A 20,274-nucleotide genomic window follows, 5' to 3' on the forward strand; every position below is an offset into this window, starting at 1 on the left:
GCATCACGCTCCCGGCCTTTGCCGGGGGCGTGACGGGTGCCAGGTCAGAGCCCGGCGGGCGCCGGGCTTGTTTCGGCCGTAGCCGTCGATGGGCCCTCCGCGAGCCGCATGACGAGGACGAAGAACACCGGCACGAAGAGGACGGCGAGGACGGTGGCCGAGATCATGCCGCCGAACAGACCAGTGCCGAGCGCGTTCTGCGTTTCCGAGCTCGGGCCGCGGGCGATCACGAGCGGCACGATGCCCAGCGCGAAGGCGAGCGAGGTCATCACGATCGGCCGCAGGCGCAGCCGCGCCGCCTCCCTGGCCGCCTCCACGAGCCCGAGGCCCTCGCTGCGGAGATGGCGGGCGAACTCGACGATCAGCACGGCGTTCTTGGCCGACAGGCCGATCAGAGTGATGAGCCCGACCTTGAAGAACACGTCGTTCTCCAGCCCCCGGAGATGGACCGCCGCGACCGCACCGACGACGCCGAGCGGCACGACCAGCATCACCGCCAGTGGGATGGCCCAGCTCTCGTAGAGAGCGGCGAGCACCAGGAAGACGACCACGAAGGAGACGCCGAGCAGGATCGGCGCCTGGGAGCCCGACTGCCGTTCCTGAAGCGACTGGCCGACCCATTCCACGCCGAACCCTCCGGGCAACTCAGCGGCAAGCCGTTCCATCTCGCTCATCGCAGTTCCGCTCGACACGCCGGGCGCGGCGTCCCCGGAGATGCTGAGCGAGGGATAGCCGTTGGTGCGGTTAAGCTGGAGTGGCGCGACCGACCACTGCGGCGTTACGACCTCGTAGAGGGGGACCATACCGCCCTTGTCGTTGCGCACGTTGAGCTTGAGGACGTCTTCGACCTGCATCCGGTCCTCAGCCCGCGCCTGGACGACGACCTGCTGGAGACGCCCGGCGCGGGGGAAGTCGTTGACATAGGTCGAGCCCATGGCCGCACTGAGCCCGTCGGTGATGGCGGAGAAGGACAGGCCCAGCGCTCCGGCTTTCTCGCGGTCGATGTCGAGCCGCACGGTCGGGCCGCCAGGGAGGCCGTCGACACGCACTTCGCGAAGCATCGGGTTCCTCGCGGCCTGCGCCACCAGCGTCTCGGACGCCGTGCGCAGCGCCGCTGCGTCTCGGCCTGCGCGGTCGACGAGCCGCAGCGCGAAGCCCCCCGTCGTGCCGAGTTCCTCGATGGCCGGCGGCTTCATGACAAGGACCTCGCCTTCGGTGGCTTGGCGCATCGCTTCCGTCGCGGCCGCGACCTCGGCGTCGGTGCTGCCGGTGCGCTTCTCGAAATCCTTGAGGCTCGTGAAGGACATGGCGGCGTTCGGTCCCGAGCCGGTGAAGCCGAAGCCCATTATCGACAGGTTGCCCGCGATGTCGGGGCGCGCCATGGCGTGGGCGTCGTAGCGTTTCACGAGCTTTTGCGTGCGCTCCGCCGTGGCGTCCGCCGGGAGGCTGAAGGAGGTCATGAACGTGCCCTGGTCCTCGTCCGGCACGAAGGCGGTCGGCAGGGGGGCGAAGCCGTAGGCGAGCGCCGCGACGATCGCACCGTAGACCAGCATGACGCGCACGCCGCGCTTCACCAACCAGCCGACCCATCCGACGTAACGCCCCGTCAGCGCGTCAAGGCCGCGGTTGAACCAGGCGAAGAAACCCTTGCGTTGGTGGTGGGCAGAGACGGGCTTCAGGATCGTGGCGCAGAGCGCGGGCGTCAGGCTGAGGGCCAGAAAGGCTGAGAACAGGATCGAGACGGCGAGCGATACGGTGAACTGTCGATAGATCGCGCCGACCGAGCCGGTGGCGAAGCCCATTGGCAGGAACACCGCCACGAGGACGAGGGTGATGCCGATGACGGCGCCGGTGATCTCGCGCATGGCGCGGCGCGTCGCATCGCGCGGGGACAGGCCTTCGGTCGCCATCAGCCGCTCGACGTTCTCGACCACCACGATCGCGTCGTCGACGATGATGCCGATGGCCAGCACCATGCCGAACATGGTGAGGACGTTCACGGAGTAGCCGATCACCCACATTATCGCGAAGGTGCCGAGGAGCGCGATGGGGGCGACGATCGTCGGGATCAGCGTGTAGCGCACGTTCTGGAGGAACAGGAGCATGATCAGGAAGACGAGCACCATCGCCTCTAGGAGCGTGTGGGCGACCTTGGTGATCGAGAGCTTCACGAAGGGCGCGGTGTCGTAGGAAACGGCGTAGGAGATGCCGTCCGGCATTGAGGGGGCGAGTTCGGCGAGGCGCGTGCGCACGCCCTCCGAGGTCGCGACGGCGTTGGCGCCGGGGGCGAGCTGGATGGCGGCGGCGGTCGCCGGCTTGCCGTCGTCGAAGATCGAGAAGCCCATGGTCTGCGGGCCGACCGCCACGTCGGCGACGTCGCCAAGCGTCAGCTTCGAGCCGTCCGGATTGGAGCGCAGGACAATGGCCTGGAAGGCGTCCGGCGTCTCTAACTGGCCGCTGAGGGTCAGGGGCACGCTGACCGCCTGTCCAGGGACGGTGGGCGCCTCGCCGAGCCGGCCCGGCGCAACTTGCACGTTCTGAGTCTGGATCGCCTGCACGATTTCTGCCATTGAGACCGAGTAGGAGACGAGGCGCGCCGGATCGACCCAGACGCGCATCGCCGCCTCCGAGCCGAAGGACTGGACGCGGCCGACACCGGCCACCCGCTTCAGTTCGGGGGACAGGCTGCGCGCGAGATAGTCGTCGAGCGCGAGCGTCGAGACCTTTCCGCCCTCGGAGCGCAGGGTCACGATCATCAGGAAACCGGACGAGGCGGACTCGACGGAAAGGCCCGCCCGGCGGACAGGCTCCGGCAGGCGCGGCTCGACGGCCTTCAGCCGGTTCTGGACATCGATCTGCGCGAGTTCCGGATCCGTGCCGCTCTTGAAGGTCGCGGTAATGCTGGCATTGCCCGTCGCGTCCGCGGAGGACTCGAAGTAGAGGAGGTCCTTGACCGCCGTCAGCTCGCGCTCGATCGGCGCAACCACGCTGTCGGCGACCGTCTGCGGGCTGGCGCCCGTGTAGCTGGCGTTGATGCCGACGCTCGGCGGCGCGATCTCCGGGAAACGCGAGACGGGAAGCTGCGGGATGGCGGCAACGCCCGCCAGCGTGATGAAGATCGCGACGACCCAGGCGAAGACCGGCCGGTCGATGAAGAATTGTGGCATGGGCGGACTCAGCCTTCGCTTGGGGACGGGGCGGACTGGTACTCGGCGGACTGGTAGGGGACGGGCGAAAGCGGACGGCCGGGTTCGGCACGGTCCTGACCCTCCACCACGACGGTCTCCCCGGCGGACAGGCCCGACAGGATCACGTACTGCCGCTCGACCAGCGGCCCGAGTTCGACCGCGCGGGTCGCGGCCGTGTTGTCGGACGAAAGGACGGTCAGTTGCGGCTTGCCGGCCGCGTCGCGTCCGACCGCCTGTTGCGGCACCGTCAGGGCGGCGGAATAGACGGCGCTTGGCACCCTGGCACGCATGTACATGCCCGGCAGGAGCTGGCGATGGGGATTGGGCACCTCGACCCGGAGGGTGAGGCTGCCAGTTCCCGGATCGACTGTCGTGTCGGAGAACAGGACCTTGCCCGGGAACTCGTAGGGCTTGCCGGCGATCGTCAGGATGTCGACGACCGGCGTATCGGCCTCTTCGCTGCGCCCGCTTGCCACCATGTCCTCCAAGGCCTCGCGGCGGACCGAGGGCTGGCGCACGTCGAGATAGACGCGGTCGAGCTGCTGGACGACGGCGAGCGGCGTCGTGCCGCCGACCGAGGCGAGTCCGCCCTCGGTGGTCAGCGCCTGGCCGATTCGCCCGGGAACGGGACTCCGCACTGTCGCGTGTGCGAGCTCCAGCTTACGGCGCGTCAGGGTGGCCGTGGCCTCGGCGACGCTGGCCTTGGCCTGCGCAAGCGCGGCCGTCGCGTCGCCGAGCGCCGCGGCACTTGCCGTCCGCGCGTCGGACAGCGCCTGGATGCGTTCGTGCTTGAGGCCAGCGTTCAGAAGATCGGCTTGCGCGCGTGCCAGCACCGCCTCTGCCGCCTCGGCGTCTGCCGCGAGCGGGGCTGGATCGATCTGGAACAACGGCTGGTCGGCCGTCACCTCCGAGCCCTCGATGAACAGGACCTTTTGGACGATGCCGGAGACCTGCGGGCGGATCTCGGCCGTGCGCAGCGCCGAGACGCGTCCGGGCAGCTCGTCTGTGACCACCACGCGGCGCGGCTCGACGGTGATCACTGCGACGCGCGGCGGATCGGCAGCCTGATCAGCATTCGCCGTGCCGCTCTCGCCCTTTGTGCAGGCGCCGAGCAGCAGCGCGGCAGCAGTGAGGACGGCGGGGATCGAGTGGTGGCGCAGGGCGGGCATCACGCAGTTCCAGAGCATCGAGTACGTCGCGTCTGGGCGACGCCGCTCTCATCAATCCAATCCGTCGCGCCCGCGTGGAGCCCGTGTTGCGGTTGTGTGGAGACGGCTCCGGGGCGCTCGACGTCTGCCCCAGCCGATGGCATCCATCGACGCCAAGGAGAACGCACGCCATGACAGCCCTGGTCCTGATCGCCGAGGACGACGACGAGATCGCAGCGATTCTCGACGCCTACCTGACCCGCGAGGGGTTCCGAACCGTGCAGGCACGCGACGGCCGCACCGCGCTCGACCTCCACCTCGCGCTGAAGCCGGACCTTGTGCTTCTCGACGTCACCATGCCGCGCCTCGACGGATGGGAGGTGTTGGCCGAACTGCGTCGCCGGGGCCAGACGCCCGCGATCATGATCACCGCGCTCGACAAGGACATCGACCGGCTCCAGGGCCTGCGCATCGGCGCGGACGACTACGTGGTGAAGCCGTTCAACCCGATCGAGGTCGTGGCGCGGGCCAAGGCCGTGCTGCGCCGGTCGGGCCTTGCTAGCGCCGCCGGCGTGCTCCGGGTGGGGGACCTGTCGATCGACCTCGACGCGTATCAGGCGAGCCTGGGCGACACGCAGCTCGCACTGACGTTGACCGAGTTCCGCATTCTGGCGCACATGGCGCGCAGCCCGACGAAGGTGTTCACGCGGAGCGAGCTGGTCGATGCCTGCCTGCCGGGCTCCGACGCGCTTGACCGCACCGTTGACAGCCATCTCAGCAAGTTGCGCAAGAAGCTCGAGCAGGCAGGAGCCGAAGGGTTGCTGGCCGGGGTGCGCGGCGTCGGTTATCGGCTGACGGCTTGAAGCCATGAAGCTTCCCGCCGGCCTCGGTCGTCAGATCCTCCTCGCTATGTCCGCGATCACCGTGGTCGCCGGCCTGATCGTCTTCTTCGGCACCTACCTCGCCTACACGGTGATGATCGCCCTCTACCCGCGGCTGGAGACGGACAGTGGTTGGCTGACGCTGACGGACCTCGCCATCCTCGGCATCGCCATCCTCCTGACGCTGCCGATCGCCGTCTTCGTCGCCTTGCGCCTCGCGCGCCGCATCCTTCAGCCGCTGGAAACGCTGGCCCTGAGCGCCCGTCGCATCGCCGACGGCGACCTGTCGGCGCGCGCCCAGCCCGGCGACCGCTCGCTTGGCGAAACGGCGGAACTCGTCGACGACTTCAACACCATGGCCCAGCGCCTTCAGGACATGGCTGCCGACATGGCGCTCTGGAACGCCACGATCGCGCACGAGCTGCGCACCCCTCTGACGATCCTCAAGGGCCGACTCCAAGGCATGATCGACGGCGTGTTCGAGCCAGACGAGCGGTCGCTGCGTGGGCTGGTCCTTCAGGTCGACAGCCTCGCACGGTTGGTGGAGGACCTGCGCACCGTGACGCTGGCAGACAGCGGGCATCTCGACCTGCGCCTCGAGAACGTGAACCTCGCTCAAGTCGTGACCGAACTAGCCGAGTTCGCCGGGCCGGACTTGGCCGCTGCCGGGTTCCCGCTTCGGCTCGACCTCGACGACGTCGCGGTCCGGGTCGATGCGACGCGTATCCGCCAAGCTCTTCTCGCGCTCGTCACCAATGCGCGGCGACACGGTGCGCGAGGAGCGATCACGATCTCGCTCAGTGTGTCGGAGCGCGTGGCTCGCCTCCGTGTCGCCGACGAGGGCCCAGGCTTGTCTCCCGAGATGGCGACCCGCGTCTTCGACCCCTTCGTGCGGGGAGACCCCGTGCGTGCGCGGGAGGTCGGGGGCAACGGTCTTGGCCTGTCCGTTGTGCGCGCCATAGCCGAGGCCCACGGGGGAAGCGTGCGCTACCGCGCGGCGCCGGGAGGCGGTGCCTTGTTCGAAATGATCCTGGCGACGGCTGGCCCGCCCGATCGCCAGGCTCGCCGGGACGCAGCGTCCCCAATCATCATCGTCTAACTCCGACCCGATGACCGCTTCGAGCGACCCGACACCGTCCCGGTGTGCGCTCCGGTCCGCTTCCCGAAAGCCCGCTCCATGACCGAGACCCTTGCCGGCAGCCGATGGCTGGTACTGGCGATCCTGTCCAGCGCCCTTCTTCTGATCACCGTGGATGTGACCGTCCTCTACGCCGCCCTGCCGCGGCTGACGGCGGACCTGTCGGCGAGCGCGACCGAGAAGCTTTGGATCGTCAACGCCTATCCGCTTGTCATGGCCGGGCTCCTGCCCGGGCTCGGCACGCTCGGGGACCGCCACGGACACAAGCGGCTGTTCCTTTCCGGCCTGGCGGTCTTCGGTCTTGCGTCCCTGCTCGCGGCCTTCGCGCCGACGCCGGTGGTTCTGATCGGCGCCCGTGCGCTCCTCGCCATCGGAGCGGCCGCGATGATGCCCGCGACGCTCTCGATCATCCGCCTCACCTTCGAGGACGAACGAGAGCGCTCCTTCGCGATCGGCGTCTGGGCGGCGGTCGCGTCCGGCGGCGCTGCGCTGGGGCCCGTCGTCGGTGGCCTCCTGCTCGAGCGCTTCTGGTGGGGGTCGGTGTTCCTGATCAACGTTCCGGTGGCCGTGCTCGCGTTCGCATTCGGCGCTTGGCTCATGCCCGCCCGACCCGGCAAATCCACGCGCCCATGGGATCTTCTGGGGTCCGTCCAGATCCTGGTGGGTCTCGTTGCAATCGCCTATGCGGTGAAGGAGGCAGCTCGACGCGACGCGTCGCTTGTCCATGCCCTCGTGGCGGTCGTCGTCGGCGTGGCTGCCTTCCTCCTCTTCAAGCGACGCCAGGATCGCGCCCAGCACAAGTTGATCGACTTCTCCCTGTTCTGGGACCGCAACTTCGCCGCAGGCGTCGCCACGGCTCTCGTCGCGACGTTCGCGCTGATCGGCTTCATGCTCGTCCTCTCCCAGCGCCTTCAACTCGTGCTGGGCTTGAGCCCGCTGGATGCAGGCCTCTTCACGCTGCCGATCCCATTGGCGGCCTTCGTGACGGGGCCGATCGCAGGCGCCGCGGTGCCGCGCCTGGGCGCGACGAACATTCTCTGGGGCGGCTTGCTTCTTGCCGGCTTCGGCCTTGCGCTGTCGGGACTGACCTACGACGCGCCCCTGGCCTGGCAGGTGCCGGGCTTCGTGCTAGCGGGAGCGGGGCTCGGCGCGACAATGACCGCAGCGTCCGGCGTCATCATGTCGAGCGCGCCCATCGACCGGGCCGGCATGGCGGCCTCGATCGAGGAGCTGTCCTTTGAACTTGGCGGTGCGATCGGCATCGCCATTCTCGGCAGCATCCTGACCGCCGTATACGGGGGATCCTTGACCGTGCCTGCGGGACTGGCGGTTGCGCCATCGGCCTTCGACAGCCTCGACGAGGCGCTCGTCGCGGCCGCGGCATTGCCAGATGGACTGTCCGATGGTTTGCGGGAGGCCGCCTTCGCCGCATTCGACCGGGCTGTTATGGCCGTCATTGTTGTGGCGAGCGTCGCAACGTTCGCTGCCGGAATGGGCGTGGGCTGGATGACGCGAACTCCCGTGCCCGGAGCACGTCGATAAGGCCACCCCCGCATCCCTGGCGGCAGCGCCCCGTGGCCCTGGGCGCGGCGCTGGCAGCGTTAGGTGGAGCGCTGCTGTCGGTAGGCCGCGGGTCATCTCGTCTCCTGCCCATCGGCGACCGCGATGCCGCGACCCTGCGACCGTTCCCCATCCTGACGGCGCTCATCGTGGTGGTCGGGGGCGTGCTGACGGATCTTACCGGCATCGTCGGCTTGAGCCCGATCGCCAGCACCGTTGCCAACCTTGTTTTCGCGCTTCTTGCGTTCGGTCTCGTGGTCCTCTTTCTGGTCGCGATGGGAAGGCTTCGGCTCCTGCGCGACCGTGAAGCGGGCGGCGTTACCAGCCGGCATCCTGTGGCGAGCATCCTGATGCTCGCCGGCTGGATCGTCGTCGCGCTCTGCACGGTGCTCCTGGCTCGTGGCAACCTCACCCTCGTCGGGATGATTTGCGCCCAGATCATCTGGACTGCCGTCGTCGTGTCGGCCGCGTATCTTGCGGCAGCGGCGCTGGACGACCTCGCCACTGGTGCGCTGTCGCGCGGGGGCCATGTCGGCAAGCTCTTGGGCCGCGGGTTCAACATCCACGAGCGGGCACTGAGACAGGGCGGTCTCCTTGCGTCGGCGGTCTCGCGTGTCGCGGTCGGGTGCGTTGCGGTTCGCCTCGTACTGGCTCCGCTGGGGCAAGCCGCCATCCCGTCATTCATGAACTTGCCCGACCTCGTCGCCGACGCATGGAGGAGCATACTTCCCGAATTCGGCGCAGGCCTGCGCAGCCTCCTTGTGCTCGTCATCGGACTCGCCTCGCTGCGCCTCATCACCCGTTGGCTCGACACCACCTTCCTACCGGCCACGCACATCGACGTGGGGGACGCGCAGCTCGATCACCACCATCGTCCGTTACGCTGGGGTGGCGGCCGTGCTCGTCTGGACGGCCTCGACGCTGGGCGTTGGCCTGGAGCGCATCAGCGTTCTCGCCAGCGCGCTCTCGGTCAGCATCGGTTTCGGTCTTCAGGCCATCACCCAGAACTTCATCTCCGGGCTCATCCTGCTCGCCGAGCGTCCGGTGAAGGTCGGCGACACGATCCGTGTAGGGGAGGAAGAGGGGGCCGTCCGGCGCATCAGCGTGCGCTCGACGGAAATCCGGATCGCGGACCATTCCACGCTGATCATCCCGAACTCGGAACTGATCACCAAAAGCGTGCGCAACATGTCGCTCGGCGAACCGCTGGGCCGTATCCGCATCGACTTCACGACGCCCGCGAGAGAGAACGCCGACGAGGTCATCGCCCTCGCGCGAAAGCTGGTCACCGCCCATCCCGGCGTCCTGGACGAGCCCGGTGCGAGCGTGATGCTCGACTCGATTGCCGACGAGAAGATCCGCTACGTCGCCACGGCCTTCGTGTCCTCGCCGCGCTCCGCTTCCGGCGTGCGCAGCGAGATCCTGGTGCAGTTGGCCCGGGCCTTGAGACTGCGAGCGACGCCATCGCTATCGCCGAGCGTCCGGCTTCTGCGGACGTAACGTCCGACCGCCCCGTCCGTAACGGTCGGAGGCGCCGGGCTTCAAGTGCAGAGGTCGCGCCCTGCGCTCTCGTTGAATTTTGTGAGGCCGAAGACACCCGACAGGTCACGCCGTTGCGAGCGAGAACCGCTGGAGCGCCGGGGCTGTCCGACCGCGGTGGGAGCTCGAATTCAGAAATAACGATCCGCCTGCGCTACCGATGGCGGATCGGATTGGCTCGGGTCGCAGGCGGCCGATCGGGCTGGCATGGCCGTACCGTCGAAGGACGCGTCCTCCGAGTTCAGCGCCGTGGTTGGCATATCGGTGGTGGATTGAGGGTTAACGCCGTTCTACAGCGCGAACCTGGTAGGTTCGGTCGGTTCGCCGGTGCGGCCGATGTCCATCGACCGTCTCGATGGGATGTCGGCCGCGGCAGTGGTCCGGTGGCCCCGGCAGGCGGCGAGTTCGATCACGCGTTCGTCCCGATCATTGTCCAGTCGTCACGGGATCCCTGCGATGATGTCCGGTATCGGGATCACCGGACAGCAGGATCTGACAAGAACCCGCATGTGGCAGCGGCGCTTCGTCGGCCGGGCCGCACCCCGTGACCGGACCGACGAGGTGCGTGAGGCACGCGATGGAAGACTGTCAACGGAAGAGGCTCGCACCTCGCGGGATGTGCGTTATCGATGACCTGCGACAGGCGGAGTGCTGCCGCAGGACGATGCGTTCTCGTCAAACGCCTATCGCGGCTCCGGCCTCATTCCAGCCAGAACGGCTCGTCGAACCGGGAGATGCCGACATGCGTCTGCTGGTAGTTGACGAGGCGGGAAAACAGGACGGCGAACACGCCGCAGATAATGCAGAGGATGAAGAAATTCCGGACGATCATGGGCAGCCTCCAGTTCTCCATTGGGCTACCGCGCACGGGTTGGCGACGGGTGCAGGGACGGTTGAGGTTGCGTGGAGAGGACCCATCGCAGGGTTTCGGGCAGCCCAGAAGGGCCCGGATGTCCTGGATCGATTACGAGAAGGGGGTGCGCACCGCCCCGTGCGATAAGTGAAGCTGAGCGACAGCAGAAGGGAGCCCCATGCTCCCATCCCTCTACGACTGGACGATGCGCCTGTCCGCCAACCCGAGAGCTGCCTACGCGCTGGGTGCCGTGTCGTTCGCCGAGAGCTCGTTCTTCCCGATCCCGCCCGACGCGCTTCTGATACCGATGGTTATAGCTGAACGACGCCGAGCGTGGTCGCTTGTCCTCATCTGCACTGCGACGTCCGTCCTCGGGTCCGTCATCGGAGCCTTCCTGTTCGAGGATCTCGCCGAGCCGCTTCTCGCCTTCTACGGCTACGGAGCCAAGTTCGCGGAGACCTACAACGAGTGGTGCGCGTGGATCGTCCTCGTGGCCGGCCTGACGCCGTTCCCATTCAAGGTGGTGACGGTGGCGAGCGGTGCGACGGAGCTCGATCCAGTGGTCTTCATCCTATCGAGCGATGGCTCGAAGCCATGTTCAATCGAGCTGTCGTTCGACCCGCCAACTGGATGATCCGAGGCGTGGCTGACGTCTTGGCTGAGCCTCCACGCTTTGCCAGCTTGTATGCCGCTGAATGCTGGGTATGTCCGCTTTCCGGATCGAAGCGATAATCACCAGTGTCCGAGAAGGGTCGAAAGCGGTTGGTCGGCTTCCCGCTTCCGCTTCCCCGGCGCCGTTCGGCTCAAAACTGGCCAGTCTGCCTTTCCGCGAGGATTGGTGATCGCTGCGAATCAGCGAAGCAGTGCCTCTCGCTCCCGCCGCGATCCGGCCGAACGTGCTTTAGCCGCCTCGACCACTGCGCCCGGGGCCGTCGAAGGCGAGCCTGCGTCGAACGGGGGAGCAGGCGCATATTCGAGCGAAAGCTGTATCGTCTCGGCCTCCTCGCGGCCGAGGAGTTCGGCGATTACCTTCAGGCCGAAGTCGATACCCGAGATGACGCCGCCGGCGGTGATGAGGGATCCGTGCTGCGCGACGCGTTCCTGGACCGGGTCGCTCCGAAAAGCGGCAGGAAGTCCATCGCGTTCCACGGCGTGGCAGCGCGCTTGCCGGTCAGAAGCCCCGCCTTGCCCAGAACCAGCGCGCCGGTGCAGACCGAAGTAACGAACTGCTCTTGCTGCCTTGTCGCGGATGAAGGCGAGCGCTGTCTGGTCGGTCAGAAGTGCGTTCACACCGCCGCCGCCGGGGATACACAGGACATCGACGTTCGGGGCGTCTGCAAAGGTCGTGTCGAGCGTCGCACCAGGCCCGGCGCCGAGCGGGCCGGCTGAAGGTCCTTTCAGATAAGGTGGACGATCGCGCCCGTGGCAGAGGCGAAGACCTCGTAGGGGCCGGTGAGATCGAGCTGCTGGACGCCGGGAAAGCAGAGAAGGCCGAAGTGAGGGGGCATGGGTCCGTTCCTGTTCTCGACGGAGCCGGCCTGGCCCAGACCAGTCGGCCACTGCGCCGATCATCGCCCGCTTCAGGCCAAAAACGTGTCCTGTTTCTCGCACCGGATCGAGATCGTCGCTTTCACCCGTGCCCGGATCTCCGACGTGACAGGACCCGCGCCGATTTCGCCACCGCCCAACCGCCCCATCGCGAATGGACCCTATCCCCGTGCTGCGGCAACACGGGCCGCTTCCGAGGTGCGGCCAGCGGTCAGCATGAGCGCGGCGCCGAGGGCCACCGCCGCCGCGGCATAGACGATCACCCCGCGTGGGCCGACGCCATCGATCAGCAATCCACCGATTACCGCGCCGCTCGCGATCGCGACCTGAAACGACGAGGACAGGAGCGCGCCCGCGCTTTCGGCGAGGTCCGGAGCAGCGCGGGCGTTCCAAATCGAGATGGCGACCGGGAAGCCGCCGAAGGCGAAGCCCCAGAGCGCGGTGGCCGCAAACGCCACGTCGGCCGAGTCACCCCACATTGCAAGGGCGATCGCTGCGGCGCCGATGAGGAGCGCGGCGATGCCCACGCCCCATGCCGGGCTGCGCGCGGCGGCCACCCCTGCCGCGATATTGCCGATGAAGCCGCCGATGCCGAATGCAAGCAGCGCCATCGAGATCGACGACACCGACAGGCGTGGCACCTGCTCCAGGAAGGGGCGGATGAAGGTGAAACCGGCGAAGTGACCCGATACCACGATCACGATGGTCAGAAGGCCGATTGCGACAGCCCGGCGCCGTAGGGCGGTTCCGAACGAGGCTAAGCTCGGCGCCTTGCTCGACGGCAGTGCTGGCAGAACCACCATCTGCACGAGAAGCGAGACGAGACCAAGCCCGGCCGACGCCAGGAAGGTCGCACGCCAGCCCCAGAGCTCGCCGAGCGCCGCTCCCAGCGGCGCTGCCACCACAGTCGCGACCGACACGCCCATCACGATCGTCGACATGGCGCGCGGCACGTCGCGCGAGGGCACGAGCCGCAGCGCGAGCGCCGTCATCATTGCCCAGAAGCCGCCGAGCGCGAAGCCGAGCAGCGCCCGCGCCAGGAGCAGCATGGGGACACTCGTCGCCACGGCGACCAGCACGCTCGAGACAACCAGCATCGCCATCAGCACCCAGACGATCAATCGCCGGTCAAGCCTGCCCGACGCCAGGACCACAAGCGGACCCGCAATCGCCGCCATCACGGCGGTCGCGGTGATGGCCTGGCCCACCACGCCGTTCGTGACACCGAGCTCGGTGGCCATCGGCGTGAGCAGGCTGACGGGCAAGAACTCCGCCGTCACGAGGCCGAAGGCACCGACGGAAAGGGAGACCACCGCCGGCCAGGCCGCGCGGGGCTCGTCGGCGACGGGAGCGGGCGAAGGGGCGGGAGCGGAAACGGCAAAGTCGGACATGGAGACGCTCCGGGGGGATGCTGCAATGCGGCAATCCTCTAGGCTCCTTATCCTGGCTTTTCCATGCTAGAAAAATCAGCATGCTTGACCGATCGTCCAAACCTTCGTTCGTCTCCGATAGCGACCCGCTCACCGACCTGCTGCGCGGTCTGCGCCTCGACGGGGTGGAATACGCTCGCTGCTGCATGGTGGGCGACTGGAGCTTCCGCTACCCCGCGCAGGCCCATGCCCATTTCCATTTCGTGGCGGGCAACGGGTGCTGGATGGAGGATCCGGACGGCACGTGGAGCGAGCTGGCACCCGGCGACGCCGTTCTCGTGCCGCGCGGTGCCGCCCACACGCTGGCGAGCGGTCCGGGCATTGCGCCGCGCCCTTTCCCGCGCTGCGACTGCCAGGCAATCTGCGAGGACGTCTACGACTACCAGCAGACCGGCATGACGCCGGCGGAAGGGAGGTGCGTCCTGTTCTGCGGGACGATGCGCTTCAACCTGGACGGTCTCCACCCGCTTCTGCGCATGATGCCCGACGTCATGCGCGCCAAGGAGCTGATGACCGCCGAGCCGACCATTCCGCTGCTTCTCAACGCCATGGTCTCCGAGTGCGCAATGAACCGCGTCGGCGCGAGCGGCATCCTGGCGCGGCTCGCCGACGTCATGGCCGCGCAGATCATTCGCTCCTGGGTGGAGCACGGTTGCGGCGACGCGGTCGGCTGGCTCACGGCGGTGCGCGATCCGCAGGTCGGCCGGGTGATCGCCGCCATCCATGCCGAGCCCGAGCGGGACTGGACGGTCGCGGATCTTGCCGATCTCATGGGCGTATCGCGCTCCGGCTTCGCGGCCAAGTTCGCCGCCACCGTCGGCGCGACGCCGGCCCGCTACGTGACCGAGGTTCGCATGCGCCAGGCCCGGCAATGGATCGAGCGCGACCGCATGCGCGTGGCGGAGGCCGCTCATCGCCTCGGCTACGATTCGGAGGCTTCGTTCAGCCGCGCCTTCAAGCGCGTCGTCGGCACCGCCCCCGGCCGGGTTCGCGGCATCGCGCGAGCCGCAGCCGTCGAGGCCTGAGCGACCCCCCGCGCGGCGTTCGCCAAGGGGCGCCGCCCTTCGTGCTTTCGTTGGCAGACGACCGGGAGCTGAAACGCCCGAGGGTGTCGCGACCCGCGAACAAAGAGAGTGCTCTTGCAGGCTTGACGAAATCCCGTATCGCTGAAGGTCTGGTGCCGCAGTTATCGGTCGAGGGCGTAACGGCGAGAAGCGGGCGGAAGCGGCTCGGCCGCCTACACCTTTCCCGCCGCCGGGAGCGGACAAGCCGCTTACAGCCTGAACAGCTCGGTCTTGGAACAGCAATCGTGGGTTCAAACCCGACTGTCTGCTTCCGCGCTCAGGTCCGCGGAAGCAGACAGGAACGTACTGGTAGTGGTCCTCAAGCCGCAAGGCGTCGAGCGATCCTTCGAACGCCCCGTTGACATCCGCGCTGCTCGCTCTGTCTCCTTCCTATCGATCGCGCGTAGTTTCTTTGGGCATTCGCTCAGGCTTTGCGCGGCCGTATGGTTTGCTGCTGTTCGCCGAGACCCGTGATGCCGAGCCGCATCGTGTCGTCCGCCTTCATGAAGACAGGAGGCTTGCGGCCGAGACCGACGCCGGGCGGCGTGCCCGTCGTGATGATGTCGCCGGGTTCCAGCTTCATGAAGCGGCTCGCATAGGCGACGATGTGGGCGCAGGTGAAGATCATGCGCGTGGTCGTGCCTGTCTGCTCGCGGCGTCCGTTCAGGTCAAGCCAGAGGTCGAGCTGCTGCGGATCGCCCAACTCGTCGCCCGTCACCAGCCAGGGGCCGCAGGGCGCGAAGGTCGGATAGCTCTTGCCCTTCGACCACTGGCCTTCCCATTCGAGCTGATACTCGCGCTCCGAGAGATCGTTGAGGATGGTGTAGCCCGCCACGTAGGAGAGGGCTTCCGCCTCGTCCACGTGCCAGGCGGTGCGACCCATCACGAGAGCGAGTTCGACTTCCCAGTCGAGCTTGACGGAGCCCGGCGGCAGGATGACGTCGTCGTAGGGGCCGCTCAGGGCGCCCGTGTGCTTGTTGAAGATGATGGGCTGAGAGGGGATCGGAGCGTTCGTCTCCTCGGCGTGGTCGGTGTAGTTCAGGCCGATGCAGACAAGGTTGCCGACCCGCGCGACCGGTACGCCGAGGCGCACGCCTTCCTCGACGAGCGGCAGGGTGGCGGGGTCGATCGCGCGCAGGCGGTCGAGGCTTTCCGGCGACAGCGTCTCGCCGTCGATGTCGCGGATCGTGCCGGACAGGTCTCGCACGCGCCCGTCCGCATCCACGATGCCCGGCTTCTCGGACCCGGCGGCCCCAAAGCGAACCAGTTTCATGTCGTCTCCCTACTTTGTCTGAGCTGTGGTTCGGCTCTCGCTCGGCCCGATGCCGAGGAATTCGACGATCGCCTCCGTCTGGGCGGCGACCATGGCAGCACCGCCCGCTGCCCGGCATCCCGAGCGTCGCGCCGCCTCCAGAAGGGCGGTGGCCGGCCGCGTCACGATATCCACGACCGCAAGGCGCGCGTGCAGACCGGACAGATCGACGGGTGAACCGTCGTCCGGACCCATGCCGACGGGTGAGGCGTTGATGAGAAGGTCGAGCTGCGCAAGGTCGAGAGCCGCTAAGGTCTCGGCGGGGGTGCCCGCCTGCGCGACGCGCGCGGTGAGGCTCGCGGCCCGATCGGGCTCCCGGTCCGTCACGCTCAGCGAGCGGATGCCGCGGTCGGCGAGCGCGAAGGCGATGGCACTCCCGGCGCCGCCGGCGCCGACCAGCCCGACCCGCAGACCCGTCGGTTCGAGACCGATCGAGCGGACCGCTCCGACGAGACCGACGCCGTCGAAGATGCCGCCCTCCCAGGTGCCGTCCGGCCTGCGGCGGGCGGCATTCACCGCGCCGACGCGCCGGGCAGCCTCGTCCACGTGGTCCAGCATCGGGATGATACGGGCCTTGAAGGGCATGGTGACGACGACGCCATCAAGATTGGCGAGGCGCATGAGCGCCGGCATGTCCGCCTCGAACCGGTCGCTTTCGACCTCGATGGGCACCATGACCGCGTCGATGCCGCGCCGCGCGAAGAGCGGGTTGAAGTTCTCGGGCGACTTCGCCTGTCGGATCGGGTTGCCGACCATTCCGACGAGGCGCGTCGCGCCGGTCAACGGCAAGGCGGGGGCGGGGGCGGGGAAGGACATGTCGGGTTCAGCCTTCGGGTTGGGCATGGAAAGGCGAAGCGGCTGCGCCAGGCGGCGGTCCAGAGGACGCGCGCAGCACGATCTCGGCCTCGCTTTCGAGCGGGTAGTCGGGCTCGCGGCCCATCAAGAGGTCGAGGATCAGGCGCGCGGCCCGGACGCCGATCTCTTCGCCGGGCACGCGCACCGTCGTGACGGGCACGGGCAGGTGATTCATGATCTCGATGTCGTCGTAGCCGACGATCGAGACGTCCTCGGGCACACGGACACCTCGAGCGGTTGCCTCGAGGATGGCGCCGATGGCGAGGGGAGCGTTGCCGCAGACGATGGCGGTCGGGCGCGGATCGGTGTCCATGACCTGCGCGAAGAGCTTGCGTCCCTCCTCGATCGTCCAGGTGCCGATCGCCAGGTGCTGGGGGCGCACTGCCAGGCCCCGCATGGCCAGGGCGTCGCGGATGCCGGCCAGGCGCGCGCTCGCGCGGTCGTTGTTTTCGGTCTCCTGCGCGATCACGGCGAAACGGACGTGGCCTAAGTCGGCAAGATAGTCCGTCATGCGGACCAGCGCCTTGTGGTTGTCCGGGCCGACGCACCGGCCATGATGCGCGGGGTCGTAGACGAAGGAGCTGATGAAGGGCAGCTTGCGCTGCTCGAGGAAGGGGATGAGCTCGGGGTGGTGCGCAAGGCCCACCAGGATGACGCCGTCGACGCCGCGCTCGGCGAACTTGCGGACTTGCCGGAACTCCTGCTCCGGATCGTACTCGGAGCAGGCGAGGAGCAGCGTGTAATCCTGCAGCAAGAGGTGGCGCTGGATGGCGTTGGCGGCGCGGGGGAAATCCCCGAGCCCCAGTGTCGGAAACACGGCTCCGATGGTCTGCGAGCGGCCGGTGGTCAGCGCACGGGCCGCGCCGTCCGGGATCCAGCCGAGTTCGGCGATCGCGGCAGCGATGCGCTCGCGCAGTTCCGCGGAGACGACCTCAGGGCGGTTGATCGCCCGCGAAACGGTGGCTGTCGAGACGCCGACGGCCTGGGCGACGTCGCGCAGGCCGACGCCTGGCACCGCCATGCCGCTCCGCCCGGCGCCGCGCCGCGCGGCGCCGCTCGCTCTCTCACCCGGGCTCTTCATAGTGCTCCGTCCTTGAAACGTTCCCTCGGGAATCGTCCGATGCTAGTCCCTCGCGCCCAATTGGTCGCGCGCGAGTCCGTACTGAAGGCGATAGAGCCCGCGTTCTCGCTCGGGACAGGATAGCGCGAGCGCCTCGCAGACTTCCTCCACCCCCTCGTCCAGGAACGATTCGAGTGCGGCCGCCTCGACCCCTTCCACGAGCAGAACCCAGGATGCCGTGCTGTCCGGCGCGTCGCGCAGTGCCTTCTCGGCCGTCGCCTGCCCGCCGGCCGCCTCGTCGCCGCGCAGGAGATGGACGCCGACGATGCCGTCCCGGCGGCCGAGCGGCGCGAGCGCCCGCGCCAGCGTCTCGGTGTCCCGGCCGTCTCCCTCCATGCGCAGCGTCGCAATGAAGGCACCATCACCGAGCCCTGAGGAGACGGCGACCGAGCAGACGGTGCGGGACGTGTCGCGGAAGTGGCGTACGACCCGCTTCGTCCAGTCCGACGGACGGTCCAGCCGCGCCAGATAGTCGGGTGCGGACAGGTCGGCGGGCGACGTCGTCTCGTAGAAGTTGAAGTAGCGGGGCGCGCCACGCAGCGCGACGTAACGCCTTCCCCGGAGGAAGCCCGGAACCGCCACGCGCTCCGGGATGTGCTCGCGCACGTGCCAGGAAAGGAAGTCGGCCTCCGCTTCCTCCGCGATGCCGTTCCAGATCGCCAGCACGCCGCGTCCCGCGAGAGCCATTTCTTCCTCCATGCAATCGCTAGACAATGAGCGTTCCTGCGCTTCGCTTCTGGTAATTCTGGGGAAGCGCAGGACTTCGACACCGGTAGCTTGGTGGACGTCATGCCTTGACACGAACAATGCCACGCCGTTATGCAATCGGTTACAAGAGCGAGTACGCCGTTGTCAACGGGATGGGCGCGGCGAGGGAGGCGACATGCGGATCATCACGGCAGCCGAGGCCGCCAGCATCATCCAGCCGGGCGACAGCGTCCTGGTGAGCGGCTCTGGCGGCGGGCATTGCGTTCCCGAGAAGGTGCTGGAGGCGATCGAGGCGCGGTATCTGGAGGAGGGTGCGCCGCGGGACCTGACGCTGATTCACGCGGTCGGCATCGGCGACCGGCAGCTCAAGGGTGCCGCGCGCTTCCGTCATCCCGGGATGCTGAAGCGCTCGCTGACGAGCGCCCTGGTCGACTCGCCGCCCCTCATCCCAATGGCGCTGCGGGAGGACTTCGAGTCCTACACCATCCCGCAGGGCGTGATCTCGCAGTTGATCCGCGAGATTGCGGCCGGGCGTCCCGGTCTGATCACGCGCACGGGCCTTCACACCTTCGTCGATCCGCGGCAGCTCGGCGGTCGCCAGAACAAGGCGGCGCGCGACGAGATCGTCGAGCTCCTGCAAATCGACGGCGAAGACTGGCTGCGGTTCAAGCCCTTCGCGCTCGACGTTGTGATCCTTCGCGGGACGACCGCCGACGAGGAGGGAAACGTGTCGATGGAGGAAGAGGCGATCCCCGGCGAGATGCTGTCCTGCGCCCAGGCCGCCCGGCGTCTCGGCGCGGCAGTGATCGTCCAGGTCAAGCGCGTCGCTCGTCGCGGCACGTTGCCCCAGCGCTCGGTGCGCATTCCCGGCATTCTCGTCGACTACGTCGTTGTGGACCCCGAACAGCGCCAGACCTACGCCAGCCTCTACGAGCCGAGCTATGCGGGCGAGATGCGCGTGCCGACCGAGGGCATGCGGCGTCTTCCGTTCACGGAGCGCAAGATCATTGCCCGTCGCGCGGCGATGGAGATCGTCCCGGGAGCGGTCTGCAATCTAGGGGCCGGCATCTCGACTGGTGTCTCGGCCGTGGCGGCGGAGGAGGGCATCCTCGACGCCATCACGCTCAGCAACGAGCAGGGCTTCATCGGCGGCGCGCCGCTGACCGGGCCGGACTCGGGCGGCGCGCAGAACTTCGACGCCATGGTCGACCAGCCCTACCAGTTCGACTTCTACGACGGCGGCGGCCTCGACGTGGCCTTCCTGTCCTTCGCCGAGATCGACGCAGCGGGCAACGTCAACGTCAGCCGCTTCGCCGACACGATCGTGGGCATCGGCGGCTTCATCAACATCAGCCAGAACGCCCGCAAGGTGGTCTTCAGTGGCACCTTCACGGCGGGCGGTCTCAAGGTCGAGTGCCGCAACGGGGAGCTTACGGTCCTCGAGGAAGGCCGGCATTCCAAGTTCGTCGAGGCGGTGCGCCAGATCTGCTACAACGGCGCGTTCGCGCGCCAGGAAGGGCGCGAGGCCCTGTTCGTGACGGAGCGCGCCGTGTTCAAGGTCGGCGCCGATGGGCTCGAACTCGTCGAGATCGCACCGGGCGTCGATCTCGAGCGCGACGTCCTGTCTCGGATGGCGTTTCGACCTACGGTCTCGCAGAAGCTTCGCCCGATGGATGCGCGGCTCTTCCGGCCCGAGCCGATGGGACTTCTCGACGAATTCAGGCGCCATGCGCGGTCGGCGCGCTCGCCGCGTCGTGCGCTTCCGCTGGACGAACAGCAGACCAAGCGGCGCGTCGCGGCGTGAGACTGAAGTGCGTTCCGGTTCGGCACGCCTCTTGAGGCAGTGTTACGACCAAATACGCTGTTAATGTAAGCGGATACATCGTCTCGACGCGAAAGCATCGGGCGAGCGGCGGACCGGGGGGAGCCG

At 68.0% G+C, this 20,274-nt stretch carries 16 protein-coding genes and 1 pseudogene; 7 read left to right on the forward strand and 10 right to left on the reverse strand.

What is annotated here, in order from left to right:
• Nucleotides 1-44: 44 nt before the first annotated feature.
• Nucleotides 45-3,167 (reverse strand): multidrug efflux RND transporter permease subunit, encoded by a 3,123-nt coding sequence (locus C0R46_RS03620; protein ID WP_102958190.1) that lies wholly within the window; start codon nt 3,165-3,167, stop codon nt 45-47.
• 8 nt (nt 3,168-3,175) lie between these two features.
• Nucleotides 3,176-4,357, reverse strand: coding sequence for an efflux RND transporter periplasmic adaptor subunit (locus tag C0R46_RS03625; RefSeq protein WP_102958595.1), 1,182 nt, complete (start codon nt 4,355-4,357; stop codon nt 3,176-3,178).
• A gap of 170 nt (nt 4,358-4,527) precedes the next feature.
• Between C0R46_RS03625 and C0R46_RS03630 the strand changes: the two genes are divergently transcribed.
• The 3 genes from C0R46_RS03630 (at nt 4,528) to C0R46_RS03640 (ending at nt 7,897) form a co-directional block, all read left to right on the forward strand.
• Entirely contained in the window at nt 4,528-5,199 is a 672-nt protein-coding gene (locus tag C0R46_RS03630) for a response regulator (RefSeq protein WP_102958191.1), read from the forward strand.
• Nucleotides 5,200-5,203: 4 nt separating this feature from the next.
• On the forward strand, nt 5,204-6,316 hold the full coding sequence (locus tag C0R46_RS03635; protein ID WP_102958192.1) for an ATP-binding protein: 1,113 nt from the start codon (nt 5,204-5,206) through the stop codon (nt 6,314-6,316).
• Nucleotides 6,317-6,394: 78 nt separating this feature from the next.
• On the forward strand, nt 6,395-7,897 hold the full coding sequence (locus tag C0R46_RS03640; RefSeq protein WP_102958193.1) for an MFS transporter: 1,503 nt from the start codon (nt 6,395-6,397) through the stop codon (nt 7,895-7,897).
• A 92-nt stretch (nt 7,898-7,989) separates the two neighbouring features.
• Here the strand turns inward: C0R46_RS03640 and C0R46_RS03645 are convergent, their stop codons facing one another.
• Complete coding sequence (locus C0R46_RS03645) at nt 7,990-8,580, reverse strand: hypothetical protein (protein WP_157944544.1); 591 nt, start codon at nt 8,578-8,580, stop codon at nt 7,990-7,992.
• A 232-nt stretch (nt 8,581-8,812) separates the two neighbouring features.
• Here C0R46_RS03645 and C0R46_RS03650 point away from each other — a divergent pair, with 232 nt between their 5' ends.
• The gene (locus tag C0R46_RS03650) at nt 8,813-9,415 is read left to right on the forward strand and encodes a mechanosensitive ion channel domain-containing protein (protein WP_157944545.1); all 603 of its coding nucleotides are present in this window, start codon (nt 8,813-8,815) and stop codon (nt 9,413-9,415) included.
• A gap of 739 nt (nt 9,416-10,154) precedes the next feature.
• Here the strand turns inward: C0R46_RS03650 and C0R46_RS21240 are convergent.
• Nucleotides 10,155-10,286: a hypothetical protein gene (locus C0R46_RS21240; protein WP_280952988.1), complete on the reverse strand. Its 132-nt coding sequence runs from the start codon at nt 10,284-10,286 to the stop codon at nt 10,155-10,157.
• A gap of 199 nt (nt 10,287-10,485) precedes the next feature.
• Here C0R46_RS21240 and C0R46_RS03655 point away from each other — a divergent pair, with 199 nt between their 5' ends.
• The gene (locus C0R46_RS03655; RefSeq protein ID WP_102958196.1) at nt 10,486-10,941 is read left to right on the forward strand and encodes a YqaA family protein; all 456 of its coding nucleotides are present in this window, start codon (nt 10,486-10,488) and stop codon (nt 10,939-10,941) included.
• A 218-nt stretch (nt 10,942-11,159) separates the two neighbouring features.
• Here the strand turns inward: C0R46_RS03655 and C0R46_RS03660 are convergent.
• Nucleotides 11,160-11,815: pseudogene (locus tag C0R46_RS03660) on the reverse strand (DJ-1/PfpI family protein).
• A 201-nt stretch (nt 11,816-12,016) separates the two neighbouring features.
• Nucleotides 12,017-13,246 carry an MFS transporter gene (locus C0R46_RS03665; RefSeq protein WP_102958197.1) on the reverse strand — a complete coding sequence of 410 codons (1,230 nt, stop codon included), beginning with the start codon at nt 13,244-13,246 and terminating at the stop codon, nt 12,017-12,019.
• 80 nt (nt 13,247-13,326) lie between these two features.
• Here C0R46_RS03665 and C0R46_RS03670 point away from each other — a divergent pair, with 80 nt between their 5' ends.
• Entirely contained in the window at nt 13,327-14,310 is a 984-nt protein-coding gene (locus C0R46_RS03670; RefSeq protein WP_102958198.1) for an AraC family transcriptional regulator, read from the forward strand.
• 463 nt (nt 14,311-14,773) lie between these two features.
• Here the strand turns inward: C0R46_RS03670 and C0R46_RS03675 are convergent, their stop codons facing one another.
• Genes C0R46_RS03675 through C0R46_RS03690 form a run of 4 tightly spaced genes read right to left on the reverse strand, consistent with a single transcriptional unit; the run spans nt 14,774 to nt 18,323 of the window.
• Nucleotides 14,774-15,622 (reverse strand): fumarylacetoacetate hydrolase family protein, encoded by an 849-nt coding sequence (locus tag C0R46_RS03675; RefSeq protein WP_102958199.1) that lies wholly within the window; start codon nt 15,620-15,622, stop codon nt 14,774-14,776.
• A gap of 9 nt (nt 15,623-15,631) precedes the next feature.
• The gene (locus C0R46_RS03680; RefSeq protein ID WP_198598228.1) at nt 15,632-16,477 is read right to left on the reverse strand and encodes a shikimate dehydrogenase family protein; all 846 of its coding nucleotides are present in this window, start codon (nt 16,475-16,477) and stop codon (nt 15,632-15,634) included.
• 7 nt (nt 16,478-16,484) lie between these two features.
• Nucleotides 16,485-17,597, reverse strand: coding sequence for a LacI family DNA-binding transcriptional regulator (locus C0R46_RS03685; RefSeq protein WP_245413395.1), 1,113 nt, complete (start codon nt 17,595-17,597; stop codon nt 16,485-16,487).
• Between the two features lie 42 nt (nt 17,598-17,639).
• Nucleotides 17,640-18,323, reverse strand: a complete 684-nt coding sequence (locus tag C0R46_RS03690) for a DUF4286 family protein (protein ID WP_102958597.1) — start codon at nt 18,321-18,323, stop codon at nt 17,640-17,642.
• Nucleotides 18,324-18,519: 196 nt separating this feature from the next.
• Here C0R46_RS03690 and C0R46_RS03695 point away from each other — a divergent pair, with 196 nt between their 5' ends.
• Nucleotides 18,520-20,148, forward strand: a complete 1,629-nt coding sequence (locus tag C0R46_RS03695; protein ID WP_102958201.1) for an acyl CoA:acetate/3-ketoacid CoA transferase — start codon at nt 18,520-18,522, stop codon at nt 20,146-20,148.
• Nucleotides 20,149-20,274 lie beyond the last annotated feature (126 nt).

Origin of the sequence: Mangrovicella endophytica (assembly GCF_002893625.1) — a bacterium.
Taxonomy (GTDB): Bacteria; Pseudomonadota; Alphaproteobacteria; order Rhizobiales; family Rhizobiaceae; genus Mangrovicella; species Mangrovicella endophytica.